A 26821-nucleotide genomic window follows, 5' to 3' on the forward strand; every position below is an offset into this window, starting at 1 on the left:
GGGCGGGTCGCGGCCCGCGGTTGCCGACTAGGTAACCGGTGTCAGAGTCCACCGCAAGCGACTTCGAGACCCCCAGGCTAGGCGAACGGTATGGCGGATTTGCGAATCACCAGGGCCGGATGCACCTCCGGCTGTTCCAGCTTCGCCGGATCGACGCCACGCATCGGCGCCAGCAGCTTCTCGGCTGCCATCCGTCCCATGTCGCGAATCGGCAGGCGCACGGAGGTGAGATTCGGCCACACCCGCGCCGCCATGGGCAGGTCATCGTAGCCGACCACAGACAAGTCCCGCGGCAACTCGAGCCCGCGATCGCGGGCGGCCTGCATCACCCCCAGGGCCATGTCGTCATTGAGGGTAAAGATCGCAGTCGGCGGCTCAGGCAGGGAGAGCAGGGCGTGCCCCGCCTCGACGCCCGATTCGAAGGTGTAGCCCCCCTGGATGTCATAGGCCGGATCCATGGGGATGCCGCAGGCGGCCAGTGCGTCGACGAAGCCCTTGCCGCGCACGCTTGAGGACCGGAAGGACGTCAGGCCGCGGACCATGGCGATGCGACGGTGGCCCAGATCGGCGAGGTATCGCGCGGCCTCCGCGGCGCCGATCCAGTCGTTGGTCACGATCATGGAGCCGGGTTCGTCCAGCGCTACCGAGGCGATCCGCACATAGGGGCAGTCGAGCTCCCGCAACAAGGCGATGACGCGCTCGTCCTCGGACACAGAGGGCGGCATGATCACCCCGAACAGCCGCTGGCGCTCGACGAAGTTGCGGATGTCTTCCAGCAGGGTCCCGGAGTCGCGGTTGCACGGATGCACGACCAGCTCCAGGCCTGAGCCGCGCAGCGCGTCCAGCACGCCCTGTTGCATGTTGACCACATAGGTCGGGCTGGGCTGGTCGTAGATCAGGCCCACCAGGAATGAGCGTCGGAAGGCCAGACCCCGCGCCTGCGGGTCCGGGACGAAGCCCAGTTCCTTGATAACCGCGTTGACGCGATCGCGCGTGTCCTGCCGGACGAACGGCGCCTGGTTGATGACGCGCGACACGGTCTTCTTCGAGACCTGCGCCTCCCGGGCCACGTCGTTGATCGTAGACCGTTTCCCCGGCTTGGTTGAGCGCGGATCGTCCTGAGCCAAGGCGGCCCTCCTCCTGTGGACGCTAAGGCATAGCTGGTCGTCGCGACCGGCGCCATGGGGTCATGAAGCGCATTGACACCGGTTTCCCCAGCCGCCCATTATCATCGCAGCGTGTGGGGCCCTCCTTGACCGAGTTTGAGACGACAGTGACGCGATCATGAGCCTGGCCCCGATCGAGTCCAATCCGACGGCGCGAGCGATCGCCGAACGTTTCGTGTCCGCCCGCCTGGCGGCGCGGGCCACGGCCGATTATCCGGGTTCCGTTCCCGCGACGCTGGCTGAGGCCTACGCCATCCAGGAAGAGGCGATCGGCCTCTATCGTGACCGCATTGTGGGTTGGAAGGTCGGCGGCGTCCCGCCGGCCCAGCAGCCGGCGTTGGGCGTTCACCGCGTGGCCGGTCCTGTCTTTGCAGGCAGGCTGTGGGCGGCGGCCGACGGCGGGCGAACGCCGCTCCCGGCCATTGCCGGCGGTTTCGCGGCGGTTGAATCGGAGTTCGTGGCGCGCATCGGCCGAGACGCCGATCCGGCCCGGCTGGAATGGACGCTGGCGGACGCCATGGCACAGGTCGACAGCGTCTTCGTCGGCGTCGAGCTGGCAGGCAGTCCGCTGCCGACGATCAACGATCTCGGCTCCGTGGTCGTGGCCTCGGATTTCGGCAACAATGCCGGCCTCGTGCTGGGACCGGAGGTGATCGACTGGCGGGACCGTCTGGATCACCTTGAGGTCGAAACCGTGATCAACGGCCAGAGCCTTGGTGTGGCCCGCCACACCGCGCTGGCCGGCGGAGCGATGGAATCCGTGCGCTTCCTGCTTGAGCATTGTGCACAAAGGGGCCGCCCGCTGCAGGCGGGGGCCCTGGTCTCGACGGGGGCGGTCACCGGCGTGCACCGGGTGGACGCCGGCGACGAGGCGGTCTGTATCTTCAGGGGTGTCGCGGAGCTTTACTGTCCGATCGTTCGGGCCGCGGCGGGATATTAAAATCTGGCGTCAACCCGCCCGTCGTTCAGACGACCCAGAAGCGGAAGGCGCCGAGGAACACAGGAACGGGTCTGAACCATGTCTGACGCCACCACCGCGCCAATCCAGGTCACGGCGCCCCCACCGGGCAAGTACCGCTGGGTCATCATGTGGCTGCTGTTTGCGGCCATGGTCATCAACTACGTCGACCGCCAGATGATCGGCGTGCTGAAGCCGACGCTGCAGACCGAGTTCGGCTGGAGCGAGACCGACTACGCCAACATCATCTTCTGGTTCCAGGCCGCCTACGCCGTCTCCTATCTGGTCTTCGGCCGGATCATGGACCGGGTAGGCGCGCGATGGGGCTTCGGCGTCGCCTTCCTGATCTGGCAGATCGGCCACATCGCGCATGGCGCCGCGCGCGACCTGAGCCACTTCATCATGGCGCGGGTGGTGCTGGGCGTCGGCGAGGCCGGTGGCTTCCCGGGCGGGATCAAGGCGGTCGCCGAGTGGTTCCCCAAGAAGGAGCGCGCTTTCGCGACCGGCCTGTTCAACGCCGGCACCAATATCGGGGCCATCGTCACGCCGCTGGTCGTGCCATGGCTGGTGTTGGCCTTCGGCTGGCAGGCGGCGTTCGTCGTCACCGGCCTGCTGGGTCTGATCTGGCTGCCCATCTGGCTGCTGGTCTATCGCCGGCCACGTGAGCAGAAGCGGGTTACGCCCGCCGAACTGGCCTGGATCGAACAGGACCCGGCCGACCCGGTCGAAAAGATCGGCTGGCGCAAGCTGCTGACGGTCAAGGAGACCTGGGCCTACGCCGGGGGCAAATTCCTGATCGACCCGATCTGGTGGATGTTCCTGTTCTGGCTTCCCGACTTTCTCGGCAAGCGCTACGGCCTCGACCTCAAGACCTTCGGTCCGCCGCTGGTCGCCATCTACCTGCTGTCGGACCTCGGGTCTGTAGGCGGCGGCTGGCTGTCGTCGCGGATGATGCACCGGGGCATGAGTCTGAACATGGCCCGCAAGACGACCATGCTGATCTGCGCCCTGTGCGCCGTGCCGGTGGCCTTCGCCGCCTTCGCCTCGAATGTCTGGCTGGCGGTGGGGATCATCGGTCTGGCGACCGCGGCCCACCAAGGCTTTTCGGCCAACCTCTATGCCTTCCCCGGCGACGTCTTCCCACGCTCCGCCGTTGGCTCGGTCGTCGGCATCGGGGGGATGTTGGGCGGGATCGGCGGCATGATCATGGCCAAATACGCCGGTTTCGTGCTGGACAGCATCGGCACCTATACGCCGATCTTTGTGGTCGCGGCCTCGGCCTATCTGCTGGCGTTGCTGCTCATCCACCTGATCTCGCCGAAATACGAGCTGGCGAAGGTCTGACGGAGGACGGGCCGGGCGAGCGATCGTCCGGCCGGGTCCATTTTCGCGACGCGTGGCCCTCAGGTCACAGGACAGGCACGCCCAGGGATGGCGCTCTGGCCCGCCTGTGGTCCTCCACGGCGGGCCTTTTTGTGGCCGGCAAGCGCCGACGGGGGCGGTTCGGGAAGATGAACGCCGGTCTTGCCATGCCCCGAGACCTGTGCCTAACCTTGTCATGACACCGGTAGCACAACTTGATCAACAAGTGATGACACCGGTGTCTCTTGCGAGCAGCGAGAGGCCTGAACGGGGGCGACGGATCTCCGACAGACCACATTTGGGAGGAGACAACATGACCCGACGTAACCAATTCGCCCGCCGCGCGTGGGCCGCGACCGCGTCTTTCGGCGCATTGGCGCTCGCTCTGGCCGCCCATGACGCGGCGGCGCAGACCGCCGCGGCGCCGCAGGACCCCTCGCAGGAAGACGGGACCCAGGTCGAGGAAGTGGTCGTGACCGGCTTTCGCGCCAGTCTGGCGAGCGCCCTGAACATCAAGCGGCGCGAGGCCGGCGTGGTCGACGCCATCTCGGCGGAGGATATCGCCGACTTCCCGGACACCAACCTGGCCGAATCCATCCAGCGGATTCCCGGCGTGTCGATCGATCGCGACGCGGGTGAGGGCCGTTCGATTACGGTGCGCGGGCTCAGTTCCGAATTCACGCGGACCCGTATCAACGGCATTGAGGCGCAGGCGTCGACCGGCGCGACGGACTCCTCCGGCGGCGTGAACCGCGGCCGCGGTTTCGATTTCAACGTCTTCGCGTCCGAACTCTTCAACAACATCACCGTTCGCAAGACAGCGTCCGCCGAGGTCGAGGAAGGCTCGCTCGGCGCCACGGTCGACCTGCGCACGACCCGGCCGTTCGACTATCGGGGCTTCACCGCCGCCGCCTCGGTACAGGGCGGGTACAATGATCTGTCGGAAAGCTGGAGCCCGCGCTTTGCCGGCCTGATCTCCAACACCTGGATGGACGGCAAGTTCGGGGCGCTGTTATCAGTCGCCTACAGCGACAAGGATTCGATCGAGGAAGGCTTCAGCTCGGTCCGCTGGGGTCCGGCCAACGGCGACAACGGCTTCCAGAACCCCGGCGCCTTGCCCGGCGGCGCCGGCGCGGCCGGGGGACTGTTCCACCCCCGTATTCCTCGCTACGGCCGACTGATCCATGAACAGGAACGACTGGGCGCGACCCTCTCGCTGCAATGGCGCCCGTCCGATGCAACCACGCTGAGCCTCGACGGCCTCTATTCGAAGCTGGACTCGACCCGGAGCGAGAACTTCCTGGAGGCCTGGTCGCTCAGCCGCAACGCCACGCAAGGCGGCAAGCCGCAGGTCGACATCATCGACGCGGAGGTGGATCCGGAAACCGGCGAGCTGATCTATCTGCGGCTCGACGACATGGACATGCGGACCGAGCAACGTCTCGACATCCTCGAGACCGAGTTCACCCAGTACACGCTGGAACTGGACCACCGGTTCAATGACACGGTCAGCTTCAACGGCACGGTCGGCCGGTCGAAGTCCGAGTTCGGCAACCCGTCCCAGATCAACGCCATCATCGACCATCAGAACGCTGACGGCTGGTCGATCGATTTCCGCGACAACCGCGACCTGCCGCTGATCGTCTACGGCTTCGACGTCACGGATCCCAATCAGTGGAGCTTCACCGGACCGGCGGCCGCCCAGCCCCGATCTGAGCTGCGCATCAGCTCCAGCTTCCAGACCAACACCTATACGACCGCCGACGGGGCCTTCCGGTTCGAGCTCAGCGACGAAGTCACCTTCAAGGCGGGCGCCAGCTACAAGGAATATGAGTCGGTGGGCACCGGATACGCCCGGGTCAGCAACTCCGCGCCGGCGCTGCCGGGCGGCACGTCCATGGCCGACGTCACCGAACTGCTGACCGGTTTCGGCAGCGGTCTCGATCTGCCGGCCGGCTCGGCCACGTCGTGGGTGACGCCGAATCTGGACGCCATCATCGATGTCTTCGGCGCCGGCTGCCTCTGCGACACCGGGGTTGCGGGCGGGGATTTCCGCCTGCTGGGACTGGAAAACGGCTCCACGGCGCTGGGCAGCTGGCGCGAGGTCACGGAAACCGACACCGGCGCCTGGGTTCAGGCTGACTGGGACGCCGAACTCTATGGCATGCCGTTCCGGGGCAATCTCGGCTACCGCTGGGTCAAGACCGAGGTCGAGGCGCTCGGCTACTCGGCGCTGAGCGGCGTGACGACGGCGGTGACCGGAGAGAATGAGTACGACGACTTCCTGCCCTCGATGAACCTGGCGCTGGAGCCGGTGGAGGATCTGATCATCCGCTTCGGCGCCGCCAAGGTCATGGCCCGCCCGCCGGTGACCAACCTGGTGCCGGTGTTCGCGCTCAGCGCGCCTCTGGCGGCCAACCGCACCGCCTCGCTCGGCAACGTCAAGCTGGAGCCGTACCGCGCCGACACCGTCGATCTGTCGATCGAATGGTATTTCGCTCCGGAATCGCTGCTGTCTTTCGCGTGGTTCTACAAGGACATCTCGACCTATGTTCAGACCACCCAGCAAACGCTGACCTATGCCGAGCTGACGGCGCTCAACCCCGAGGCCTTCCCGGCCGCCGCGGATCGTCCGCCGTCGGATCAGTATGTCTTCAGCACGCCCGCCAACACCCCGGGTGGTCCGCTGAAGGGCTTCGAGATCAGCTATCAGCAGCCGTTCACCTTCCTGCCGGGGGCGTTCTCGAACCTGGGCGTCCAGGCGAACTACACCCATGTCGAGTCGGAGATCGACTACTGCACCACGGCCGCCTGCAGCGCGTTCGTGACAGCCAATCTGGTGAATCTGTCGCCCGAGGCCTGGAACGCCACCCTCTATTACGATGACGGCCGCCTGAACGCCCGCGTCTCCGCGGCCTATCGGGACAGCTATTACCAGCAGGTGCCGGGCGCCAACGGCGGCACGCGCGGCATCGTGGCGACGGGCAAGACCGAGACGACGAGCATCGACGCCTCGGCCTCCTATGACGTCACCGACCACCTGACGCTGACGCTGGAAGGGATCAATCTGACCGACGAGGCGAACCGCCAGAACCATGGCGAGCTCGATGGCGTTCGCGACAGCACCTACGTCTACCACCACACCGGCCGGCAGGTTTACGTCGGCGCGCGGTACAAGTTCTAGGAACGCCGCGAAAGCCGGGGACGCCGACGATCCGGTCGGCGTCCCCGACCTTCCTACAGCAGGCTGAAGCGTGAAGGTGGCAGGGCGGTTCGGCTGAACCGCGCCTCGGCCACCGCGCCGTTGAAATAGTCCACGCGGTTCAGGCGGCATCCGACCGATGACCGGCCCGGTCCCTGCGGCGCGAAGGCGATCTCGGCCTCGCCCTGCAGCACGCCGTCGACATAGCTCCGGTACATCCGGCCGTCGCAGGTCTGGGCGACGTGATGCCACCGCCCCACCGGATGCAGCTTGTCCGGAAATAGCAGGGTGTGGTTGTAGCCGGGTCCCTTGACGAAGGCGTCGAGCGTCCATTGCCGGCCGTAGACACGGATCTCGAAAAGCATCCGGGTGCCGCCCGAAGGCGCGTCCGGGAGAGCCGGATCCTCCTGCAGGTGGAACCAGCGTTGTTCCTCCGCCCCACCGTCAGGTCTGAACAGGGCCTCGAAGGTGAAGGCCGACGCGCCCGCCAGGGGGTGGCCGGCGATGAAGACGGCGTCGGTGCTCCCGTTGAACTGGAGGGCCCGCCCCCGGGGACCCTCAATGATCGCTGGAGCGCCCTCGACGCTGGCGGGAAAGCCTCCGATCCGGTCCAGGCGATCGAATGACCAGACGGTCTGGCCGGCAGCGGGCAGGGGAGGCGCGGTGACGCAGCCTCCCAGCGCCACGGCTCCGGCTCCCCGCAGGATGTCTCTCCGTCTCATGGCTTTCTATACCCCTTCCCAAGACCTCGACTACCCGCGGCATCGGTCAACTGAGGATAGGCGACGAGGAGGACCGGGTCTTTATCGTCGCGTCACGGGCAGGGTGATATCCCCAGGTCCCGGCGCAGCCCTCCCGCTGATGGCCGTCACGCCCGGGCTGTTCTAGGCTTCGCCGGGAATCGCGGCGATCGACCGCGCAGGGGGACTGCCATGGCCCGCACGCCAACGACGCCGAGGTCCGCGCGAGGCGCCTCTCCGAAGCCCGTCAAGGCCGCGCCCGGCGTCGCCGTTCCGGACCCGGCCGCCCCCCCGCCCCCGCCGCCGGCGAGGAAGCCGCTGTGGACCCACCTCTATTTCCAGGTGCTGCTCGCCATCGTGCTGGGCGCGCTGATCGGGCATTTCTGGCCGACGTTCGGGGAAGGCCTGAAGCCGCTGGGCGACGCCTTCATCCGGCTGGTGAAGATGATCATCGCGCCGGTGATCTTCCTGACCGTGGCCACCGGCATCGCCCACCTGCGCGACCTCGGCAAGCTGGGCAAGGTGGTCGGCAAGGCCTTCGCCTACTTCCTGACCTTCTCGACCCTGGCCCTGGTCGTCGGCCTGGTCGTCGCCAATGTGGTGCGGCCCGGCGCGGGCATGAACGTCGACCCGGCCACGCTCGATCCGGCGGCCGTCGCCCAATACGCCTCGAAGGCCCACGAGACCTCCATCGTCGGCTTCCTGATGAACATCATTCCCGAGACCGTGGTCGGCGCCTTCGCCGGCGGCGAGATCCTGCAGGTGCTGTTCTTCGCCATCCTGTTCGGCGTTTCGCTGGCCGTCATCGGCGACCGCGCCCAGCCGGTCATGACCGTGCTGGAAAGCGTGTCCGAGGCCTTCTTCAAACTGGTGGCCATCCTGATGAAGGCGGCCCCCATCGGCGCCTTCGGGGCCTTCGCCTTCACCATCGGCCGGTACGGCATCGAGTCGGTGATCAACCTGGCGGCCCTGGTCGGCACCTTCTACCTGACCTCGGCCCTGTTCGTGGTCGTGGTGCTCGGCGCCGTGGCCCGGTTCAACGGTTTCTCGATCTTCAGGCTGATCCGTTACCTGAAGGAGGAGCTGCTGCTGGTCCTCGGCACCTCCTCGTCCGAGGCCGCCCTGCCCAGCCTGATCGAGAAGATGGGCCGCGCCGGCTGCGACAAGTCCGTCGTCGGGCTGGTCGTGCCGACCGGCTATTCCTTCAACCTCGACGGCACCAACATCTACATGACCCTGGCGGCCCTGTTCATCGCCCAGGCCTGCGGGGTCGACCTGTCCATCGGCGATCAGCTGCTGCTGCTGGCCGTGGCCATGCTCAGTTCCAAGGGGGCGGCGGGCGTCACGGGCGCGGGCTTCATCACCCTGGCCGCCACCCTGGCCGTGGTGCCTTCGGTGCCCGTGGCCGGCATGGCCCTGATCCTCGGCGTCGACCGGTTCATGAGCGAATGCCGGGCCCTGACCAACTTCATCGGCAACGCCGTCGCCACCATCGTGGTGGCGAAATGGGAGAAGGGGCTGGACCGCGAGGCGCTGGACCGCGCGTTGTCGGGAGCGCCCGGCCCGGTGACGGCCGGTTCAAGCGAGGCCGACGACGACTAGCCCCGCCCTGCCGCACGTCGCGGTTCAGACTCAAAACAGGGTCTGAACAGTCTGAAGAGTCTGAACGAATGTGCGGGAAAACAACGGGTTGAGGTTCCGATCGGTCAAGCGGCCGGACCCTCGGAAAAGCCCTGTCGGACGCGGCTGGAGCCGCCGCGTCGATCAACTGATTTTCAAAGACCCCGCGCCGGGACGCGCCACCGCATGTGAGGCGTCCCCGCGGGAGATCAAGAGCGGGGCAGGAAAATATTCCTGTCCGTGGCGCGGCGGCGGCCCGGCCTAGCCGCGCGCGGCGCGCTCCAGCTCGGCGATGTTCAGCCGCTTCATCTGCATCATGGCCTCGAACACCCGCTTGCGGACGCCCTCGTCCGGGTCGGACAGGAAGCGGGTCATCGCATGGGGCACGATCTGCCACGACAGGCCGTAACGGTCCTTGACCCAGCCGCATTGCTCGGCCTCGGGCACGGCGGACAGGGCCTCGGTCGGCCGGTCGACCTCGGCCTGGTCCTCGCAGTCGATCTGCAGCGAAATGGCCTCGTTGAACTTGAAGTGCGGGCCGCCGTTCAGGGCGGTGTAGCGGCTGCCGGCGAGGGTGAACTCGACCACCAGCACGTCGCCGGCCTTGCCGTCGGGATAGTCGCCCGGCGACCGGATCACGGCGTCGACCCGCGAGTCGGGGAACAGCGACACATAGAAGTTCGCGGCTTCCTCGCCCTGCTTGTCGAACCACAGGCAGGGGGTGACTTTCTGGCGTGGGGGGAGGGCGGTCATGGGGTTTCTCCTCTGCTGTCGGTGATCCCTATATTAAACCGAACGGTTAAATGCAAGCTCTCGCGACTGCGGCCCGGGGGCGGCTCGCCAGCGGGCGAAATGATCCCGATCCTCAACGGATTCCCAAGGCCCCGCCCGCGTTCGGCGCTCCGAATGAGACTGCCGGCTCACGCCGCAGGAACAGGGACGGACCTTCTGCGCCTGCGAGGAAGCAGGTCCAGGGGGGCGATAGCCGACTTCTCGCCGAACTAGATGACTAGCATTCTCTGGGGCAGCAGCGCCTCGGCTTCAGCCGGACTGCGCGCGGCCAAATAGCGTCTGTGGGGAAATTTGCGCCCCAGCAGAGCACAGAGATCGTAGGCAGAGGTGTCGTTGCTGACGAAAATAGTAAAGTGTCCCTCCTCACCCTTCGCACTGAACGCGGAGAATACTGAATCCATCTGCTTGGGCGTCGCCTTTGCGTGTGGATTGCGAATGTCGATGATCCAGTCCCAGCTGGCGACGGCGGGATGCTGCTTCACCAGCTGAACGGTCGTCTCCGCGACCGTGGTCGTCTGGGGCTCCGCGAGAACAGTGAGCCAAACCCGGCGTATTCCCCGGTCCAGTTTGATATCGATGGACATGCTTCCATTTGGGCGAGCGGGGGGAAACAAGAACTTAATTCCGGCTGCTGGACGACCGACCGGTCACCGAAAGGCCACGGTTCCGCTTGTTACGGTAATGGACATTCGCCATTGTCCGCGGCCATCGCACTGGCGGGGTCCGGACGGCCATGGGCGACTACACGCTGAAAATCGTTCCACAGGGTCAGTCGGAACCGACCGAAACGGTCATCTTGAGCCGCCCGGGCGAGGTTCTGGACGCCATCCCCGCGCTGCTGGACGCGAACCCCGACTGTTATCGCATCCACGTATATCTCGGGCAGGCCCGGCTCTTCTCCGTCGACTGCACAGGGAAGAACGTGGATGACGTGGAGTAGACGTCGGCCGCGGCCTGATCCGGCTTGAGCGCATAGCCGCCACCTTCCCCACCCCGGTCGTCGAGCCGGCGGTCGCAACGTCCGCAACGGTCGAAGGCCGACCTCCACAGTCCGCCAGCGGGGCCATGTCGCCGTCCGTTGTGCCCGGCAGGCCTCCACTTCGTGTCCGGCCGCGCCTCGCGCGGAGGAGTTTTCAAGGCTGTCAGCCTCGTCTAGATTCCGCGGATGGGCGGACCCGACATGCGGATTATCATACTGGCGTCATCGGCGTTGATGCTGGCGGCGTGCAACCCTTCCAACGGCCGTGATGCGGAAGGCGTTCGGGACCCGGAGATCGCGACGGCGAACCGGATCGAACCGGATGACATCGTGACCTTCCCCAAGGGACCCGTAGTCTGCCGCACGGAACGGGCGCTGAGGGCAGCCTTCATCGACACGCTCGCGGGAAACGAGCCTGAACTCGGCACGCGATTCGAGGGCGACGCCCAGTGCATTACGCTTGATCCGGCTTCGCGGTACAAGGTCGTCGGCACGGATCAGCTGGGCCATGAAATGCCCGAGGCCGTCATCCTCAGGGTCGTTGAGGACAAGGCGGCCGCGGGCGGGCAGGAGATGTTTGTGCTCGTCCTCGACCGCAGCTTCGTCAGGGTGGAGGCGCGGCCGGACCGCTGATCCCCGGGAGGCCCGGCTGGCCGCAACGGGTCCGAAGCCGACGGTCAGCACATGCCTGGATCGAACATCGACGCGGGCGCGCCCCAAGGCGAACCGACCGAACGTCGGCAAGGGGTAGGAAGCGGAAGTTCAGTTGATGTTTGACCCGCAGACCCAACGGGTCATTCGACGCGCGCCAACGTCATATGTGCCGAATACGACCAGCATGTTCGAGTCATCCAGACCGAAGTTGTCCTGATCGGCCCGAAGAAGGTGCCGTCCAGGCGGATAGTGCGCCGCCCCAGGCCCTTGGTAGAAACGGATGCTGACCTTCGACGTGTCCGACCCAAGCCATGGGGCGGTGAGAAACCACAGTAAATACCAATCATTACGCCAGGACGCTGCTGACCAAGCATAGTGCCGAGAGTCCCAGTTCTGGACCGAGCCCACGCATGGGTCCTGCTCGACTAGCCGATCGATCTCATTGGCCAATGCGGAGGAGGGGCGAGGAGTAATAGTCAAGCCGAGGATAAGCAGACCCGTGAGGATGATGCCGCTGGCTAGCAGCAGTCTGCCTTTCCGTCTTCTGGGGCGCGCGCGCATAGCCTCACGGTAACCCCCGGAGCGAAGTCCGAAAAGGGTCGGGAGCTGACGTTGGTTCGGAAACGTGAGAGACGCTCCCGCCAGCCAACGAAGGAGCGCCCATGCCGCCGACGATGTTCGGAATTCCCAACTGCGACACCGTCAAGAAGGCGCGCGTCTGGCTCGACCGGCATGGCGTCGCCTACGCCTTCCACGACTACAAGAAGGCGGGAATCGACCGCGCGCGGCTGGAGGGCTGGGTCGCGGCGCATGGCTGGGAGGTCGTGCTGAACCGCGCCGGCACGACCTTCCGCGCCCTGCCCGAGGCGGACAAGGCGGCTCTCGACGCCGACAAGGCCATCGGCCTGATGCTGGCGCAGCCGTCGATGATCAAACGCCCGGTGCTGGACCTCGGCGACCGCACGCTGGTGGGGTTCAAGCCGGAGGCCTACGCGGCCGCCTTCGCCTGATCAGCGCGTCAGGGTGAACCGCGCGGGCTCGCCCGACTGGGCGTCCGGGCTCAGCCAGACGTCGAACAGCCCCGGCTCGACCGTCGGCCGCAGGTCGCGGCCGAGGAACAGCAGGTCGGCGAAGGCCAGCGGGATCGACACCTCGACCGAACCGCCGGCCGGCACGGTCACGCGCCGGAAGCCCTTCAGCAGCCGGCCGGGCTGGGTCACCGAGGCGGCGCGGTCGCGGATGTAGAGCTGGACCACCTCCGAGGCGTCGCGCGCGCCGGAGTTGGTCAGGGTGACCGAGGCCGCGATCTCGCCGTCCCACGCCATCGTCGGCGCCGACAGCCGCACGGCCGAATACTGCACCGGCGCATAGGTCAGGCCGTGGCCGAACGGATAGAGGGCGGTGTTCGACGTTTCGCGGAACTGGGCCTTGAAGCCCTCGCTGCGCGACGCGGCCGGGCGGCCGGTGGTCTTGTGCGCGTAGTAGAAGGGCGACTGGCCCGAGAAGTGCGGGAAGCTGACCGGCAGCCGGCCGGTCGGGGCGTGGTCGCCGAACAGCACGTCGGCGACGGCGTTGCCGGTTTCGGACCCCAGGAACCAGGTGGCGAGGATCGCCCGGGCGTCCTTGACGGCCCCGGTCAGCTCCATCGCCCGGCCGTGACGGAGCAGCACCACCACCGGCTTGCCGGTCGCGGCGACGGCCTCGGCCAGCGCCAGCTGCGGTTCGGGAATGCCGATGTCCACGCGGGACTGCGATTCCGCCGACATGTTCTGGCTCTCGCCGATGGCCAGCAGCACCACGTCGGCCTGGGAGGCGGCGATCACCGCGGCCTCGACGCCGCCTTCCAGCGGGGCTTCGACGTCCGAGCCCTTGACCACGCTCAGCGAGGCGCCGGGGCCCATGGCCGCGCGCAGGCCTTCTTCCAGCGACACCGCCAGCTTCGGGTCCTTGAAGATCGACCAGGGGCCGAACAGGTCGACCTTGTCCGCCCCGAACGGGCCGATCAGGGCGATGCGCTGGCCGGTCTTCGGCAGGGGCAGCAGGCCGCCGTCGTTCTTCAGCATCACGATCGACTTGCGGCCGGCCTCGCGGGCCAGGGCCAGATGCTCGCGGCTGCCGCTCACCCGACGCTCGATGCGCACGTCCGAGCCGCGGTAGGGGGTCTCGAACAGGCCGAGCGCCGCCTTGGTCATCAGCACCCGCCGCACCGCCTCGTCGACGCGCGTGAGGGGCACGTCGCCCGACTGCACTAGCTCGGGGATGTGCTTCATGTACAGGCCGCTCTTCATCGACATGTCGACGCCGGCCATCAGGGCGATCCGCGCCGCGTCGCGGCCGTCGGCGGCGAAGCCGTGGGCGATCAGCTCCTCCTCGGAGGTGTAGTCCGAGACCACGAAGCCGGCGAAGCCCCATTCGCCGCGCAGGATGTCGGTCAGCAGCTGTTCGTTGCCGCTGGTCGGCACGCCGTTCAGGTCGTTGAAGGCGCTCATGGTCGACAGGGCGCCGGCGTCGAAGGCGGCCTTGAACGGCGGCAGATAGACCGAGCGCAGCTCCAGTTCGCTCATGTCGGTCGAGTTGTAGTCCAGGCCGGACTCGGCGGCGCCGTAGGCGGCGAAATGCTTGGGACAGGCCAGCAGGGACGACCACGCCTTCAGGTCGTCGCCCTGGAAGCCCCGCGTCCGCGCCGCGGCGAAGAGCTTGCCCAGCAGCACGTCCTCGCCGGCGCCCTCGACGACCCGGCCCCAGCGCTGGTCGCGGCCGATGTCGACCATGGGGGCGTAGGTCTGGTGCACGCCCGCGGCGCCGCCCTCGACCGCCGCCGCCCGCGCCGTGCGCAGGGCCAGGTCCGGATCCCAGCTGGCCGCCTCGCCGAGCGGGACGGGGAAGGTGGTGCGCAGGCCGTGGACGATGTCGGCGGCGAACAGCAGGGGAATGCCCAGCCGGCTGTCGCGGACCGCCATGTCCTGCACCAGCCGGGTCGAGGCCGCGCCGACGCCGTTGAACAGGGCCCCGATGCGGCCGGCGCGGATGTCGGCGGCGGTCTGTTCCTGGTTGGGGTCGAGCGTATCCCCCGGGTTGACGCCTTCGGGCCGCCAGCGGAACGGATCGTTCTGCAGGTTCAGCTGACCGGCCTTCTCCTCGATGGTCATGCGGGCGATCAGGGCGTTGACCCGCTCCAGATTGGCCTGCGCCTGCGCCGCCGCGATGCGGGGCGCCATCATCATCCCGGCCGCCAGGGCGCCTCCGGCCAGAAGGGTGCGGCGGGTCGGGGCGGGGAGAGGCAGGTGACGCATGTAACCGGTTCCATCTGACAGAGACGCAGGACTAACGGTCGCGCCGCGTCCCGCCTACCCTCGATCGATCACAAGGCGTTGCGTGGCGGCTATCGGTCAGCGGCGCCGGCGCAGCCATTCGATCACCGCGGCCCGTTCGGCGGCGCTTCCGCCCTGATACGGCATGTCCGTGCCGGGCACGACCGCTTCGGGATCGGCCAGGAACCGCTCCAGCGTGGCCTCGTCCCAGACCAGCCCCCGCCGTCCGGCCGCCCGCATCGCGTCCGAATAGGCGAAACTCTCCACGGCCCCGGCGCGCCGTCCGATCACGCCGCCGAGACCGGGCGCGGGGCTCCGGGCGTCCTCCCGCAGCGAATGGCAGGCCGCGCAACGCTGGAAGGCGCGCGCTCCGGGCTCGGGCGCGGCCTGGGGAGCGGGCGGGGCGAGGGCGAGAATCAGGAGCCAGATCACCGGCGGCTCTCAGCCGCCGCGCCGGATGACCACCAGCCGGTCCGCGCCGGACTCCGCGCCCCAGACCTCGCCCGGCCGGCCCAGCATCTGGCGCACGTTCGCGCCGGGCCGGTCGCTGGGGAAGCTCTCGAAGGCCTCGGTGACCGGATCGAAGCGGACGATGGCGTTGGCGGCGAAGTCGGTCAGCCAGACCTTGTCGGTCTCGTCGACATAGACGGAATAGGCCTTCGGGGCCTCGCCCGGCAGTTTCCAGGTGCGCCAGCTGCCGTCCCGGGGGTCGTGGACGCTGACATTGCCGCTGTTCCACTCGCTGACCCACAGCCGGCCCTGGCTGTCGGACCAGATGCGCCGCGCGCCCTGGTTCGGGGTCGGCGGCTCGACGATGGTGGCGGCGCCGGTGTCGAGATCGACCTTCGCGATGTGGCTGCCGGCGAGGGAGGCGTACCAGATGTCGCCCGAGGGCGTCGCGGTGATGCCGTAGGGGCCGCGGCCGCGCGGCGCCGCCCACACCTTCATGTCATCGGTGGCCGGGTCGAGGCGGCCGTAGAAGCCGGTCTGGCCGGTGAACCAGATGCGGCCCCGTCCGTCGAAGGCGGCGGTGTTCAGGTTGACCGGCCCGGTCTCCGGCGGCAGCGGCCAGACCCTGACCTCCCGCGTGCGCCGGTCGACGCGGACGATGGCGTTCTGGCCGCCGTCGGTGATCCAGGCGTTTCCGTCCGGGCCGACGATGACGCCGTGCGGGGCCGAGCCCTCGCCCAGCGGCACGATGACCGTCTCGCCCGTTTCGGGGTTCAGGATGCCGTGGCCGCCGCGCTGGACGGTCCACCAGACCTCCTGGCCGTCGGCGGTGACGGCGACGTCGTGGGCGCGGCCGCCGGGCGGCAGCTCATAGTAGCGGACCTCCTGCGCCGTCGCCGGAGCGGGCAGGGTGCAGGCGCCGACGGTGCAGGCCGCCACGGGGACGGCGAGGGCGATCCAGAAACGGTTCACGGCGCTGACCTCCTCGGTTCGACGGAGGGATCATAGCGCAAATCGGGGTGGGTTCAGCCCTCGACCTCGGTCTCCGGCCGGTCGTGGCCGTCGGCCCGCTCGGTGATCCAGCGACCCGACGTATCGGCGTATTCGATCAGGGCGTCCTCGTCCGGCACCTTCTGCTCCCGCGCGGCCGCCGCCGCCGCCGCCCGGGCCGAGGCGTGGTCGGGATAGGTTTCGGAGAAGGTGTCGCCCAGCCGGTAGGCCCAGCCTCCGTCGTGTTCGACGATGCGATAGGTGATCTGGACCATGGGCGGTTCTCCGGGGCGGGGGCGGGTTCAGGCGGCCGTTACGGCGAACGCGAAACAGGCGTCGCCAGTTGCAGGCCAAGGGTACGCAGGCGAACAGAACGCCATCTTGCCGCCTTCCGCGGTGAAGTCGACACCGGCCGTCGGCGGCTCCGCCGTTTCAGCGCAGTCTGACGGTCGCCGCCACGCCGAAGTGATCCGAGGGATATTCGCCGTTGACCGGCGTGGCGCCGATGACCGAGGCGCCGCCCGGGCTGAAATACGCCGTCTCCGCGAAGATGTGGTCGATGACCCTTGGCGCGTGGCCCCTGGCGGGGCTCAGCGTCGTCTCCGCCGAGCCGCGGGGCAGGGCGCTGAAGAAGCGGGGGCCGGTCAGGGCGGTCAGCCCGGCGTCCTCCTGCGTCGCGTTGAAGTCGCCCATGACGACCAGCGGCGTCCCGTCCTGCGGCAGCCAGGCCATCAGGTCGGCGATCTGCTGCGCCCGCACCGGGGCGGCCTCGGGCTGCCAGGCCAGGTGGGTGTTGACGATGTCGACCGCCCGCCCGTCCACCGAGACCCGGATCCGGATGGCGGTGCGGTAGTCGTTCAGCGGCTCCAGCTTCCTCGACTCCTGCGCCAGCACCGGCAGTCGGCTCAGGATGGCGTTGCCGTAGCGGCGCGGCGCCCCCTCCAGATCGGTCGAGACGAAATGCATCTCATAGCCGCCCAGGGCGTCGGCGATGGTCCGCGCCTGGTTGGGCAGTCCGACGGCGGCGTCCTCCAGCACCTCCTGCAGGGCGATGACCTCAGGGTCCGCGGCCCGGATCGCCTCGACCAGCAGCGGCAGCCGCGCGGCCCAGTCGCCCTGGTTGTGCCAGATGTTGAAGCAGACCAGCTTCAAGGTCCGGCTCGCGGTCGGCGCCGGAACCGTGGCGCAGGCGGCCATCGACGCGGCCATTGGCGCTCCCGCGAGTCCGGCGAGCAGGATGCGGCGGTTCAACATGGGCGATTCGTCCGGTTTCGGCTGATGTAATCGGTTTCATTCGCCTTACGAAAGTTTCACCTCGCCAATCGCATCCGTACGCCGCCCCCACCGCCTCTTGTCGTCAGAAGGCCGAAGCATCAGGCTCCGGTTTCGAGAAAGAGGGGATACCCATGGAAGACTTCATCCCGCTGTTCGCGATCTTCGCGGTCTTCGGCACCATCACCGCCATCATTGTCGGACCGACGTATCTGAAGTCGCGCGAGAAACGCGAAATGCAGACGACGATCCGCCACGCCATCGACAAGGGCCAGGATCTGCCGCCGGACCTCATCGACGCCATGACCAAGGACGTCGCCAGCAAACTGCCCTCCCGCACCCGGGACCTTCGCCGCGGCGTCATCTGGCTGGCGGTCGGCATCGGCATCGCCGCCTTCGGAACCGTCAGCGAAATGGGCGGAAACCACTGGAACGAGGGCTTCGACAACGGTCTGCTGGGGATCGCGTGCATCCCGGTCACCATCGGCCTGGCCTTCATCGTCCTCAGCTTCTTCAACCCGAACAAGGAGTAGGGCCGCGAGGACAGGGGGAACAATCATGACCCAGCCTCTGGTCGATCGACACGACGTCGAGCTCGCCGCCCTCGCGGCGGCGGGCGGGCGGCGGGAGTTCGGTGAACTGGTGCGCCGCCACGGTTCGGCGGTGCGCGCCCTTCTGCGGCGGATGGGGGCCCAGTCCTCCCTCGCCGACGACATCGCCCAGGACGCCTTCATCCAGGCGTTCCAGCGGTGCGGCGAGTTTCGCGGCGAAGGGACGTTCGCGGCCTGGGTCAAGCGGATCGCGGCGCGTCTCTACATCAAGCGGGTCGCTAAAGAATCCCGCTATGTCGCTGAAATCGAGACCGAAGACGCCGCGCCCGTGACCGATCATGCGGGCCTGGTCGATCTCGATGAAGCCCTGAAGGCGCTCAGCGAACCCGAACGTCTCTGTGTCTCCCTCTGTCACGGAGCGGGCATGGCGCATCCCGAGATCGCCTCCGCCCTGAATTTGCCACTCGGCACGGTGAAGTCTCATGTCAAACGTGGTCTGGATAAACTCCGCGCGCGGCTCCAGCCGGAACCCGCGCAGTCCCTGGGGAGAACGCAGCATGTCGGCTGACGAGTTCGATCCCTTCGTGGAGCGTCTGTTCGCGCGGACGCCCGCCATGCCCGACGCCGCCCTGTTCACCGCCCGGGTCGAGCAGCGCCTGCAGAAAGGCTCCCGCGTCCGCTTTCTCGCCCTGTCGCTGGCCGGCCTGATCGGCGGCGCGGTGGCGGTGCGCGAGACCATGAACGTCGATATCGACCTCGGCGCCCGTGACGGCGTGGTGGCCGGCGATGCGCTCGGCCAGGGCATCCAGTCCGCCTCGCTGAACATCCAGAGCTCGGTCCAGTACGGCCTCGAGCAGGTTGGCCTGGCCAATCTGGAATTGGGATCGATGGGCGGCATGCAACTGTTCTGGATCGCCGCCGGGGTTCTGATCGTCGCCGCCGCCGCCGGGGTGATGAAGCTGTCGCAGGAAGTGTGATCCCCCGTCATCCCTGATTGGCGATCAGGGATGACGGGGCGGCCGCAGGCTCCTATCTAGTCTCCGAACAGGAGGCCCGTCCCATGTCCAGCCAGAAGCAGGAGGCCGTCCGGCGCATCGCCGCCCCGGATATCCGGGCCCGGAAGGGCGGCGAGCCGATCGTCTGCCTGACCGCCTATGACGCGCCGACGGCCGCGCTCCTCGACGACCACTGCGACCTGCTGCTGGTCGGCGACAGTGTCGGCATGGTCGTGCACGGCATGCCCAACACGGTCGGCGTCACCCTGGAGATGATGATCCTGCATGGCCAGGCGGTGATGCGCGGCTCGAAGCGGGCCATGGTCGTCATCGACATGCCGTTCGGCTCCTACGAGGGCGGCAAGGAACAGGCCTACGAGAACTGCGCCCGGGTTATGAAGGAGACCGGGGCCCAGGGCGTGAAGCTGGAAAGCGGCCCCACCGTCGCGGAGACCATCGCCTATCTGGTCCAGCGCGGCATTCCGGTCATGGGCCATGTCGGTCTGCGTCCGCAGGCGGTGCTGACCGATGGCGCGTTCAAGGCCAGGGGCCGCACGGACGAGGAGCGGCTGCGGGTCATGTCGGAGGCCGAGGCCACCGCCGACGCCGGCGCCTTCGCCATCGTCATCGAGGGAGTCGCTGAGGGGCTGGCCCGCGACATCACCGAGGCGGTGGACAAGCCCACCATCGGGATCGGCGCCTCGGCCGCCTGCGACGGTCAGATCCTCGTCACGCCCGACATGCTGGGCCTGTTCGACTGGACCCCGAAATTCGTCCGCCGCTACGCCGATCTGCGCACGGACATCGATCGGGCGGTCGCGGCCTATGCCGAAGACGTCAAGGCCCGCCGTTTTCCTGCCGAAGTCGAGACCTACTTCTCGAAAAAGCCGGTTTCGCCATAACGGCCGCGTTGCGGTGCGTTGAGTGAGCCTCTAGGGTCCGGCCGGTTGGATTTTCTGCGACTTTTGGGGCGACGCTACCGTGGTTGATGTCTTCGATCAGGTCGAGGAGGAGCTTCGCTCCGATCGATACAAGCGGCTGGCCCGCACCTGGCTGCCCGTTGTCGGCGGCGTGCTTCTGGTCGCGTTGATCGCCGCCCTGGCGTGGTGGGGCTGGCAGAAGATGGAGACGTCGAAAGCCGACAAGGCCTCCATCGCCTATCAGCGCGGTCTCGAATCGCTCGAGGCGAACAACCCGGTCGGGGCCGACGCCGCCTTCACCCAGGCCGCCGACGAAGGCAACGCCGCCTACAAGGCCCTGGCGCTTCAGCACCGCGCCGGCATCGCCGTCCAGGCCAACCGCATCCCGGACGCCGTCGAACTGTTCGACGAGGCCGCCAGGGCCTCCCGCGATCCGCTGCTGGCCGACGGCGCCGCCTGGAAGGCCGCCCTGCTTCTGATGGACACGGCGCCGCTCGCGGACATCCAGGCCCGGCTGGAGCCGCTGGCCGAGGAAGGCCGGCCGTTCCGCGCCTTCGCCCGCGAAGCCCTGGCCATGGCCCAGTTGCAGCACGGCAAGGCCGCCGAGGCCCGTTCGACCCTGGTGGTGCTCAAGAACAGTCTCGATACGCCGCGGGAGATCAGCCAGCGCGCCGATCTGACCATCTCCGCGATCGACGCCGGCATGGCCCCGAACCTCAAGCCCATCACCGACGCCATGGCCGCGGCCGAGGCGTCCGCCGCCCGCGCCGGGGCCGCGCGTCCGCAGGGCGGCCAGGCCGCTCCGACCGCTCCGGCCCGCCCGTGAACCCCGCCTTCAGGACGTCCGCCATGAACCGCGTGCTTAAAGTCGCCCTGCTCTGCGGCCTCGCCGCCACCGTCGCCTCCTGCGGCACGGTCCGCAAGGTCCTGCCCTTCGGCCTCGGCGGTTCCGACGAGCCCCAGGCCACGGCGACCGAGGGCCAGCGCATTTCGGTGCTCGAGTTCGAACAGCAACTGGCGCCGTCCGCCGCCCTGTCCGGCCGTGACTTCTTCCTGCCCGGTCCCCAGCCGGCGACCGCCTGGACCCAGCCCGGCGGCAATCCCGAGAACGCCGTTGAGCACGTGGCCGCGGCCGCCGAGTTCGCCGTCGGCTGGCGCCGCGACATCGGCGCGGGCTCCTCGGACAGCCGCCAGGTCATGGCCCCCGTCGTGGCCGACAACGGCCGCGTCTTCGTCATGGACGGCGAGGCCACGGTCACGGCCGTCGATTCCTCCAGCGGCGCGGTCGCCTGGAAGGTCAGCGTCAAGCCGGACGAGAAGGAGTTCCAGCGCAGCTTCTTCAGCTTCGGCATGGGCGGCAGTTCCACCGGCGGCGGCTTTGGCGGCGGGGTCGCGGTCGGCGGCGGCAAGGTCTTCATCTCGTCCGGCTACCGCACGATCAGCGCCGTCGACCAGGCCACCGGCGCCGTGCTCTGGACCACCCCGGTCGACGTGCCGGTCCACGGCGCGCCCACCGTCTCCGGCTCGCGGGTCTATGTCGTCGATGTCGAGAACCAGATCTTCGCCTTCGACGTGAACACGGGCCAGCAGGCCTGGACCTATCGCGGCATTCCCGAGCCCGCCCGGCTCATGCGGGCGTCCAGCCCGGCCGTGACCGGTGAAACCGTGATCGCGCCCTTCTCGTCCGGCGAAGTGGTGGCCCTGCGGGCCGCCACCGGCCAGCCGGTCTGGCAGCAGGTGCTGTCGCGCGCCAGCCGGACCAGCGCCCTGTCCGAAATCCGTGACATCGCCGGCCGTCCGGTGGTCAGCCGCGGGGTCGTCTACGCCGTCGGCCATTCCGGCGTGATGTCGGCCATCGACGTGCGCACCGGCCAGCCGAAGTGGCAACTGCCGATCGCCGGCGTCAACGCGCCCCTGCCGGTCGGCGACGTGATCTATGTCGTGTCCAAGAGCGGCGAGCTGACGGTGATCAACCGCGAGACGGGGCAGGTCTACTGGACCCGCGACCTTAACGAGGGCCGCGTCCGCCAGGAAGGCGGCTTCTTCGGCATGTTCGACCGCACCGTGCGTCCGGTCTGGTCGGGGCCGTTGCTCGCCTCGAACCGGCTGGTGCTGGCCAATTCGGACGGCGAACTGGTCGCCTTCGATCCGAAGACCGGCCTGCAGACCGCCTCGATCAATCTGGGCGGTCCCGCCTTCATCGCCCCGGCCGCCTACAACGGCGCCCTCTATGTGCTCACCGACCGGGGACAGCTGGTCAGCATTCGCTGACCCCATGGCTCCCGATCTGCGTTAGAAGGCCGACATGGCTCTCAAAGTCGCCATCGTCGGCCGCCCCAATGTGGGCAAGTCGACATTGTTCAACCGCCTCGTCGGCAAGCGCCTCGCGCTGGTCGATGACCGCCCGGGCGTGACCCGGGACCGGCGCTACGCCGACGGCAACATCGGCGACATCGACCTGACGCTGATCGACACGGCCGGCTACGAGGACGTCACCGACGAGAGCCTCGAATCGCGGATGCGCGAACAGACCGAGGCGGCGCTCGAAGACGCCGACCTGATCCTGTTCATGATGGACGCGCGCGAGGGCGTCACCGCCCTGGACCGCATCTTCGCCGACCGCCTGCGCCATCAGCACAAGCCCGTCGTCCTGCTGGCCAACAAGTCCGAGAGCCGCGAGAGCGGCGGCGGCATCGGCGAGGCCTACGCCCTCGGCTTCGGCGAGCCGGTCGCCATCTCGGCCGAGCACGGCGAGGGCATGGCCGACCTCTACGCCGCCATCGTCGCCGCCAGCGCCGACATCTTCATCGAGGAGATCGACGAGCCCGACAAGCCGATCCGCATCGCCATCATCGGCCGGCCCAACGCCGGCAAGTCGACCCTGATCAACCGCCTGATCGGCGAGGACCGCATGCTGACCGGCCCCGAGGCCGGCATCACCCGCGACTCAATCTCCGTCGACTGGGAATACGAAGGCCACAACATCCGCCTGGTCGACACCGCCGGCATGCGTCGCAAGGCCCGGGTGCAGGAGAAGCTGGAGAAGCTGTCGGTCGCCGACACCATCCGCGCCATCACCTTCGCCGAGGTCGTCGTGCTGGTCATGGACAAGGACGACGCCTTCGACACCCAGGACCTGCAGTTGGCCGACCTGGTCGAGCGCGAGGGCCGGGCCCTGGTCTACGTCGCCGCCAAATGGGACCTCGAGACCGAGCCCCAGGCGAAGCTCGCCAAGCTCAGCCAGATGGCCGAGGACAAGCTGCCCCAGCTGAAGGGCTCGCCCTTCGTGGCCCTGTCGTCGCACAGCGGCCGGGGCGTCGAGCGGCTGATGCCCGCCGTGCTGCAGGCGCACGCCACCTGGTCGGTCAAGGTCAAGACCAAGGACCTCAACACCTGGCTGGCCATGGCCACCCAGAGGCACCCGCCGCCCGCCGTCGACGGCAAGCGGATCAAGCCCAAATACATGGCCCAGACCAAAGCCCGCCCGCCGACCTTCGTGCTGATGGCCAGCCGCGCCGAGGCCATGCCGGAGCAGTACAAGCGCTATCTGATCAACAATCTGCGCGAGTCCTTCGACCTGCCGGGCACGCCGATCCGCCTGATCGTCAAGGCCGGGAGCGAGAACCCCTATGCGCCGGGCGGCTCCAGGTCGGGGCCTGAACGCTACAAGGGTGACGCCAAGACCGCGCCGCGCCGGGTGCTCAAGAAGGCCGAGAAGGCCGACCGGCTGTCCAATCTGCCCGGCAAGGCGCTGGAGCAGAAGAAGGCCGGCAAGGGCAAGACCAGGCCGCTGGCGGGTCTGAAGTCGAGCGCCAACAAGAAGGCCGGCTCGTCCGTCGCCGTTCAGAAGGGTGCGCGGGGCGGGGCCCGCCAGGTCTCCCGATCGGGCCGCGTCCGCACCGGCCAGAAGCACCTGCCGAAGAAGTAGCCGCGGCCGTTGACCGCGGCGTCCGGCATGGCAGACTGGTCGCCGGTCGGGGAACAAACGCCATGAAACTCATCGCCTGCCTTGCGGGATCGCTGCTGCTGATGGGCGCGGCCGCGCCGCAGAACGCCGGGACGACGTGCCCTCTCGCCCGGGTCCCCGAGGTGGAACGGCCGGTCAAGCCGACCCGGCCGCCCGTTCCGGGATGCGTCAACGAGGCCCGGGGCACCCACACCTGCCGGAACAATGCGCTGAACGCCTACCAGGCGTCGCTCCGCGACTACGAGGAGGCCTTCACCGCCTACGTCAGCGCGGTGAACGCCTACATTTCCAGGCTCGACGACTATACCCAGGAAGCGGTCCGCTACGCGGAGTGCGAACGCCGGACGGTGGCCCCCACGGCCTTCATCTCGGGCTGAACCGGCGATCGGTCGGGCGCCCCGGATCACTGGCGCTCCGGGCGAGGGAGGCGTCCCCGATGCGCGCTTGCCGTGTCCGTCTTCTGCTGTCACCTTGCATGACGCTGTTCCGTGGGAGAGGCCGTTCCGATGCTGCTGGAGATTCTCGTCGCCCTGACCCTGTTCCAGGAGCCCGCGGCCCCGGCGGCCGTCGCCCCGTCCGGACAGGAAGCCGCCGCCGCCCCCGCGCCCGAGGCCGCGCCTCCCGCGCAAAGCCGTCGCGAACGCCGGGCCGAGATGGTTTGCGAGAACCGGGCGCCGACCGGCTCGGTGATGTCGCGACGGATGTGCCGTTCGCCGCGTCGCGCGGCGGCGGAGCAGTCCGCGGCCCGGGTCTACGTCGATCAGGTCACCGCGGGCACGGCCAACGAGCCCCCTCCGCAGTGAAGCGTTTCGCCGGCGGTCAGCGACCGGCGTAGAGGCGATCGTCGACGTCCTGTGCGCCGCTCAGCCCGCTGAGCGCTTCCTCCACGGCCGCCAGCAGCCGGCTGGCCGTGATCGGCTTCGGGATATGGCCGTCGGCCCCCGCCTCGATCCCGGCCGCGACATGTTCGGGCATGGTGTTGGCCGTCAGCATCATCACCAGCGTCGGCGGCCGGCCATGCGCGGCTTCCCAGGCGCGAATGGCGCGCACCGCCGAGAGGCCGTCGAGCACCGGCATCTGCATGTCCATCAGCACCAGGTCGAAGACCTCGGCGTGGAACGCTTCCAGCGCCTGGGCTCCATCCTCCACGCAGGTGGTGTCGGCTCCGGCCCCCGTGAGGATCAGATCGACGACCTTGCGGTTGGTGGCGTGGTCGTCGGCGACCAGCACCCGGAGCGTCCCGTCGAACTCCGCCGGCTTCGGGTCGCCGCCGGGCGCAGCGAGGGCCGCCTCCGCCAGGGTGAGCGGGAGATCGGCCCAGAACATCGAACCCTCGCCGGGCGCACTGGTGCAGTCCAGGTCGCCGCCCATCAGGTGCGCCAGCTGCTGGCAGATGGCCAGGCCCAGCCCGGATCCGCCGAACCGGCGCGTGATCGAGCCATCGGCCTGTTCGAAGCGGCGGAACAGGCGCGCCTTGTCGGCGGCGTCGAAACCCGCGCCGCTGTCCCGCACCGACAGCCGCATCACGCCCTCGCGCACGATCGAGGCGCCGACTTCCACGACGCCCGTCTCGGTGAACTTGATCGCGTTGGACAGAAGGTTGGTCAGGATCTGACGGATCCGGGTCGGGTCGCCCTCGATCTGTCGGTCCAGCGCGGGGTCGATGGCCAGGCGAAGGTCCAGGCCCTTCTCCTCCGCCTTCAGGCGCGACAGGGCGGCCGTGTTGCGGATCGCGTCGCCGAGGTGGAAGGCCGTCCGTTCCAGGGTGATGCCGCCGGATTCGACCCGGGCGAGATCGAGGATATCGGACAGCAGCCGCTCCAGCGTCTCCCCGGAGGCCCGGATGATCCCGGCGATCTCGTGTTCCCTGGGTGGTAATTTGGCGCGGCAGAGCAGGTCGGCCATGCCGACGACGCCGTTCAGCGGCGTGCGGATTTCGTGGCTCATATTGGCGAGAAACTCGCTCTTGGCCTGGTTCGCGGTCTCCGCGGCCGCCTTGGCTCCGGCCAGTTCGACCGCCGACCGTTCGAGGTCGGTCTCCCGGCGCTTCAGGGCCGTTATGTCGACGGCGATCGAGACGGTCCCGCCGTCCGACAATCGCTGGTCCTCGAACCGGTAGCACCGGCCGTTGGACAGCTCCTGCTCGCGGGGGCCCTGCGCCAGCCGCCGGGTCTCGAGGCGATCGGCGAGCCACTCTTCCTCCCGGCCGGACGCCTCGGGGTGGCGACCGGCGGCGAGGTCCCGCCGGAGCAGGTCAGAGAAGCTCAGCCCGACCTCCAGGCTGCTGCTCGCCTCGTCCGTGCCGCCCGCCGCAACATATTGCCGGTTCCAGATCACCAGCCGATCGTCGGGGTCGTAGAAGGCGAGGCCGGCGGGGAGGACGTCCAGCGCCTCCTTCAGATACATCAGGTACGAATCCTTGGCCGCCTCGGCCTCGCGCGCGCGCCTCAGCGCCAGTTCAAGCCGGGCCTCGCGGCGGTGCTCGGCCGTGATGTCCCGTGACGTGGCCAGCAGGCGCACCACGGAACCGTCGGCGTCCCGGACAGGCGACACCACCGTGTGCCACCACCGCGGCCGGCCCCTGGCGGTCGGGCAGTAGGCGGTGAAGCTCGTGGCATGACCTTTTCGCGCCTGATCGAGGGCGGCGATGAGCTCGGCCCGGGTTTTCTCTGGCCAAAGGTCCTGCCAGGGCTTGCCCCGGTTGCTCTCGAAGCGATCGATCTCGAGCAGTTCCAGCCCGCGCTCGTTCATATATTCGACAGAGCCGTCCAGATTCAGGATGCGCATGACATCCTGGCTGGCGCGCGCCACCGCCGCGAAATAGCCCTCGCTGAATTCTGACGCCACGATGTCGCTCCGATCGGGGACAATCGCGCAAAAATCGCAAAGGTT

General features: G+C 68.4%; 26 protein-coding genes. 16 read left to right on the forward strand and 10 right to left on the reverse strand.

All coding sequences use genetic code 11. The annotated features are described in order from the left end of the window. Window positions 1-77: 77 nt before the first annotated feature. Entirely contained in the window at window positions 78-1127 is a 1050-nt protein-coding gene (locus VEB62_RS12290) for a LacI family DNA-binding transcriptional regulator (protein ID WP_324799976.1), read from the reverse strand. Between the two features lie 157 nt (window positions 1128-1284). Between VEB62_RS12290 and VEB62_RS12295 the strand changes: the two genes are divergently transcribed. The 3 genes from VEB62_RS12295 (at window position 1285) to VEB62_RS12305 (ending at window position 6670) form a co-directional block, all read left to right on the forward strand. After that, window positions 1285-2106, forward strand: a complete 822-nt coding sequence (locus tag VEB62_RS12295) for a 2-keto-4-pentenoate hydratase (protein WP_324799979.1) — start codon at window positions 1285-1287, stop codon at window positions 2104-2106. A 78-nt stretch (window positions 2107-2184) separates the two neighbouring features. Beyond that, window positions 2185-3468 (forward strand): MFS transporter, encoded by a 1284-nt coding sequence (locus VEB62_RS12300; protein ID WP_324799982.1) that lies wholly within the window; start codon window positions 2185-2187, stop codon window positions 3466-3468. Between the two features lie 331 nt (window positions 3469-3799). Continuing rightward, entirely contained in the window at window positions 3800-6670 is a 2871-nt protein-coding gene (locus tag VEB62_RS12305; RefSeq protein WP_324799985.1) for a TonB-dependent receptor, read from the forward strand. A 53-nt stretch (window positions 6671-6723) separates the two neighbouring features. Here VEB62_RS12305 and VEB62_RS12310 read toward each other — a convergent pair whose 3' ends face one another. Then, a complete protein-coding gene (locus tag VEB62_RS12310) occupies window positions 6724-7410 on the reverse strand; it encodes a LamG domain-containing protein (protein ID WP_324799988.1) in 687 nt (228 codons plus the stop codon). A gap of 210 nt (window positions 7411-7620) precedes the next feature. Between VEB62_RS12310 and VEB62_RS12315 the strand changes: the two genes are divergently transcribed. Further along, complete coding sequence (locus VEB62_RS12315; RefSeq protein WP_324799990.1) at window positions 7621-9030, forward strand: dicarboxylate/amino acid:cation symporter; 1410 nt, start codon at window positions 7621-7623, stop codon at window positions 9028-9030. 279 nt (window positions 9031-9309) lie between these two features. Here the strand turns inward: VEB62_RS12315 and VEB62_RS12320 are convergent, their stop codons facing one another. Together VEB62_RS12320 and VEB62_RS12325 are read right to left on the reverse strand one after the other, a co-directional pair. Then, on the reverse strand, window positions 9310-9801 hold the full coding sequence (locus VEB62_RS12320) for a VOC family protein (RefSeq protein ID WP_324799994.1): 492 nt from the start codon (window positions 9799-9801) through the stop codon (window positions 9310-9312). Between the two features lie 248 nt (window positions 9802-10049). Then, window positions 10050-10424 (reverse strand): hypothetical protein, encoded by a 375-nt coding sequence (locus tag VEB62_RS12325; RefSeq protein WP_324799996.1) that lies wholly within the window; start codon window positions 10422-10424, stop codon window positions 10050-10052. Between the two features lie 149 nt (window positions 10425-10573). On the opposite strand from VEB62_RS12325, the gene VEB62_RS12330 reads away from it, so the two are divergent. The 3 genes from VEB62_RS12330 to VEB62_RS12340 all read left to right on the forward strand — a co-directional run bounded on the left by VEB62_RS12330 (window position 10574) and on the right by VEB62_RS12340 (window position 12483). After that, complete coding sequence (locus tag VEB62_RS12330) at window positions 10574-10780, forward strand: hypothetical protein (protein WP_324799998.1); 207 nt, start codon at window positions 10574-10576, stop codon at window positions 10778-10780. Between the two features lie 240 nt (window positions 10781-11020). Further along, window positions 11021-11452, forward strand: a complete 432-nt coding sequence (locus tag VEB62_RS12335) for a hypothetical protein (RefSeq protein ID WP_324800000.1) — start codon at window positions 11021-11023, stop codon at window positions 11450-11452. Window positions 11453-12135: 683 nt separating this feature from the next. After that, window positions 12136-12483, forward strand: a complete 348-nt coding sequence (locus VEB62_RS12340) for an arsenate reductase (RefSeq protein ID WP_324800003.1) — start codon at window positions 12136-12138, stop codon at window positions 12481-12483. Here the strand turns inward: VEB62_RS12340 and VEB62_RS12345 are convergent, their stop codons facing one another. From VEB62_RS12345 to VEB62_RS12365, 5 genes are all read right to left on the reverse strand, one after another. Next, a complete protein-coding gene (locus VEB62_RS12345) occupies window positions 12484-14766 on the reverse strand; it encodes a glycoside hydrolase family 3 N-terminal domain-containing protein (protein ID WP_324800006.1) in 2283 nt (760 codons plus the stop codon). It abuts the gene before it with no gap. Window positions 14767-14862: 96 nt separating this feature from the next. Further along, the gene (locus VEB62_RS12350; protein WP_324800009.1) at window positions 14863-15216 is read right to left on the reverse strand and encodes a c-type cytochrome; all 354 of its coding nucleotides are present in this window, start codon (window positions 15214-15216) and stop codon (window positions 14863-14865) included. Between the two features lie 9 nt (window positions 15217-15225). Continuing rightward, the gene (locus VEB62_RS12355; protein WP_324800012.1) at window positions 15226-16206 is read right to left on the reverse strand and encodes a Vgb family protein; all 981 of its coding nucleotides are present in this window, start codon (window positions 16204-16206) and stop codon (window positions 15226-15228) included. Window positions 16207-16259: 53 nt separating this feature from the next. After that, a complete protein-coding gene (locus VEB62_RS12360; RefSeq protein ID WP_324800015.1) occupies window positions 16260-16499 on the reverse strand; it encodes a hypothetical protein in 240 nt (79 codons plus the stop codon). Between the two features lie 157 nt (window positions 16500-16656). Continuing rightward, window positions 16657-17475, reverse strand: a complete 819-nt coding sequence (locus tag VEB62_RS12365; protein ID WP_324800017.1) for an endonuclease/exonuclease/phosphatase family protein — start codon at window positions 17473-17475, stop codon at window positions 16657-16659. A 155-nt stretch (window positions 17476-17630) separates the two neighbouring features. On the opposite strand from VEB62_RS12365, the gene VEB62_RS12370 reads away from it, so the two are divergent. The 9 genes from VEB62_RS12370 to VEB62_RS12410 all read left to right on the forward strand — a co-directional run bounded on the left by VEB62_RS12370 (window position 17631) and on the right by VEB62_RS12410 (window position 24732). Beyond that, window positions 17631-18029, forward strand: coding sequence for a DUF6249 domain-containing protein (locus VEB62_RS12370; protein WP_324800021.1), 399 nt, complete (start codon window positions 17631-17633; stop codon window positions 18027-18029). Window positions 18030-18054: 25 nt separating this feature from the next. Then, window positions 18055-18615, forward strand: coding sequence for an RNA polymerase sigma factor (locus VEB62_RS12375; RefSeq protein WP_324800024.1), 561 nt, complete (start codon window positions 18055-18057; stop codon window positions 18613-18615). Next, complete coding sequence (locus tag VEB62_RS12380; RefSeq protein ID WP_324800027.1) at window positions 18605-19024, forward strand: hypothetical protein; 420 nt, start codon at window positions 18605-18607, stop codon at window positions 19022-19024. The genes VEB62_RS12375 and VEB62_RS12380 overlap by 11 nt, the downstream gene beginning before the upstream one ends. A gap of 83 nt (window positions 19025-19107) precedes the next feature. Continuing rightward, window positions 19108-19944 (forward strand): 3-methyl-2-oxobutanoate hydroxymethyltransferase, encoded by an 837-nt coding sequence (panB, locus tag VEB62_RS12385; protein ID WP_324800030.1) that lies wholly within the window; start codon window positions 19108-19110, stop codon window positions 19942-19944. A gap of 79 nt (window positions 19945-20023) precedes the next feature. Then, window positions 20024-20788 carry a tetratricopeptide repeat protein gene (locus VEB62_RS12390; protein WP_324800033.1) on the forward strand — a complete coding sequence of 255 codons (765 nt, stop codon included), beginning with the start codon at window positions 20024-20026 and terminating at the stop codon, window positions 20786-20788. Between the two features lie 23 nt (window positions 20789-20811). Next, window positions 20812-22233, forward strand: a complete 1422-nt coding sequence (locus VEB62_RS12395; protein WP_324800036.1) for a PQQ-like beta-propeller repeat protein — start codon at window positions 20812-20814, stop codon at window positions 22231-22233. A 34-nt stretch (window positions 22234-22267) separates the two neighbouring features. Beyond that, on the forward strand, window positions 22268-23890 hold the full coding sequence (der, locus tag VEB62_RS12400) for a ribosome biogenesis GTPase Der (RefSeq protein ID WP_324800039.1): 1623 nt from the start codon (window positions 22268-22270) through the stop codon (window positions 23888-23890). Between the two features lie 62 nt (window positions 23891-23952). Beyond that, a complete protein-coding gene (locus VEB62_RS12405) occupies window positions 23953-24306 on the forward strand; it encodes a hypothetical protein (RefSeq protein ID WP_324800041.1) in 354 nt (117 codons plus the stop codon). Window positions 24307-24417: 111 nt separating this feature from the next. After that, window positions 24418-24732, forward strand: coding sequence for a hypothetical protein (locus VEB62_RS12410; RefSeq protein WP_324800044.1), 315 nt, complete (start codon window positions 24418-24420; stop codon window positions 24730-24732). Between the two features lie 16 nt (window positions 24733-24748). Here the strand turns inward: VEB62_RS12410 and VEB62_RS12415 are convergent, their stop codons facing one another. Then, window positions 24749-26776, reverse strand: a complete 2028-nt coding sequence (locus tag VEB62_RS12415) for a hybrid sensor histidine kinase/response regulator (protein WP_324800046.1) — start codon at window positions 26774-26776, stop codon at window positions 24749-24751. Window positions 26777-26821: the final 45 nt, after the last annotated feature.

It is taken from the genome of Brevundimonas sp., from assembly GCF_035626975.1.
Lineage (GTDB): Bacteria > Pseudomonadota > Alphaproteobacteria > Caulobacterales > Caulobacteraceae > Brevundimonas.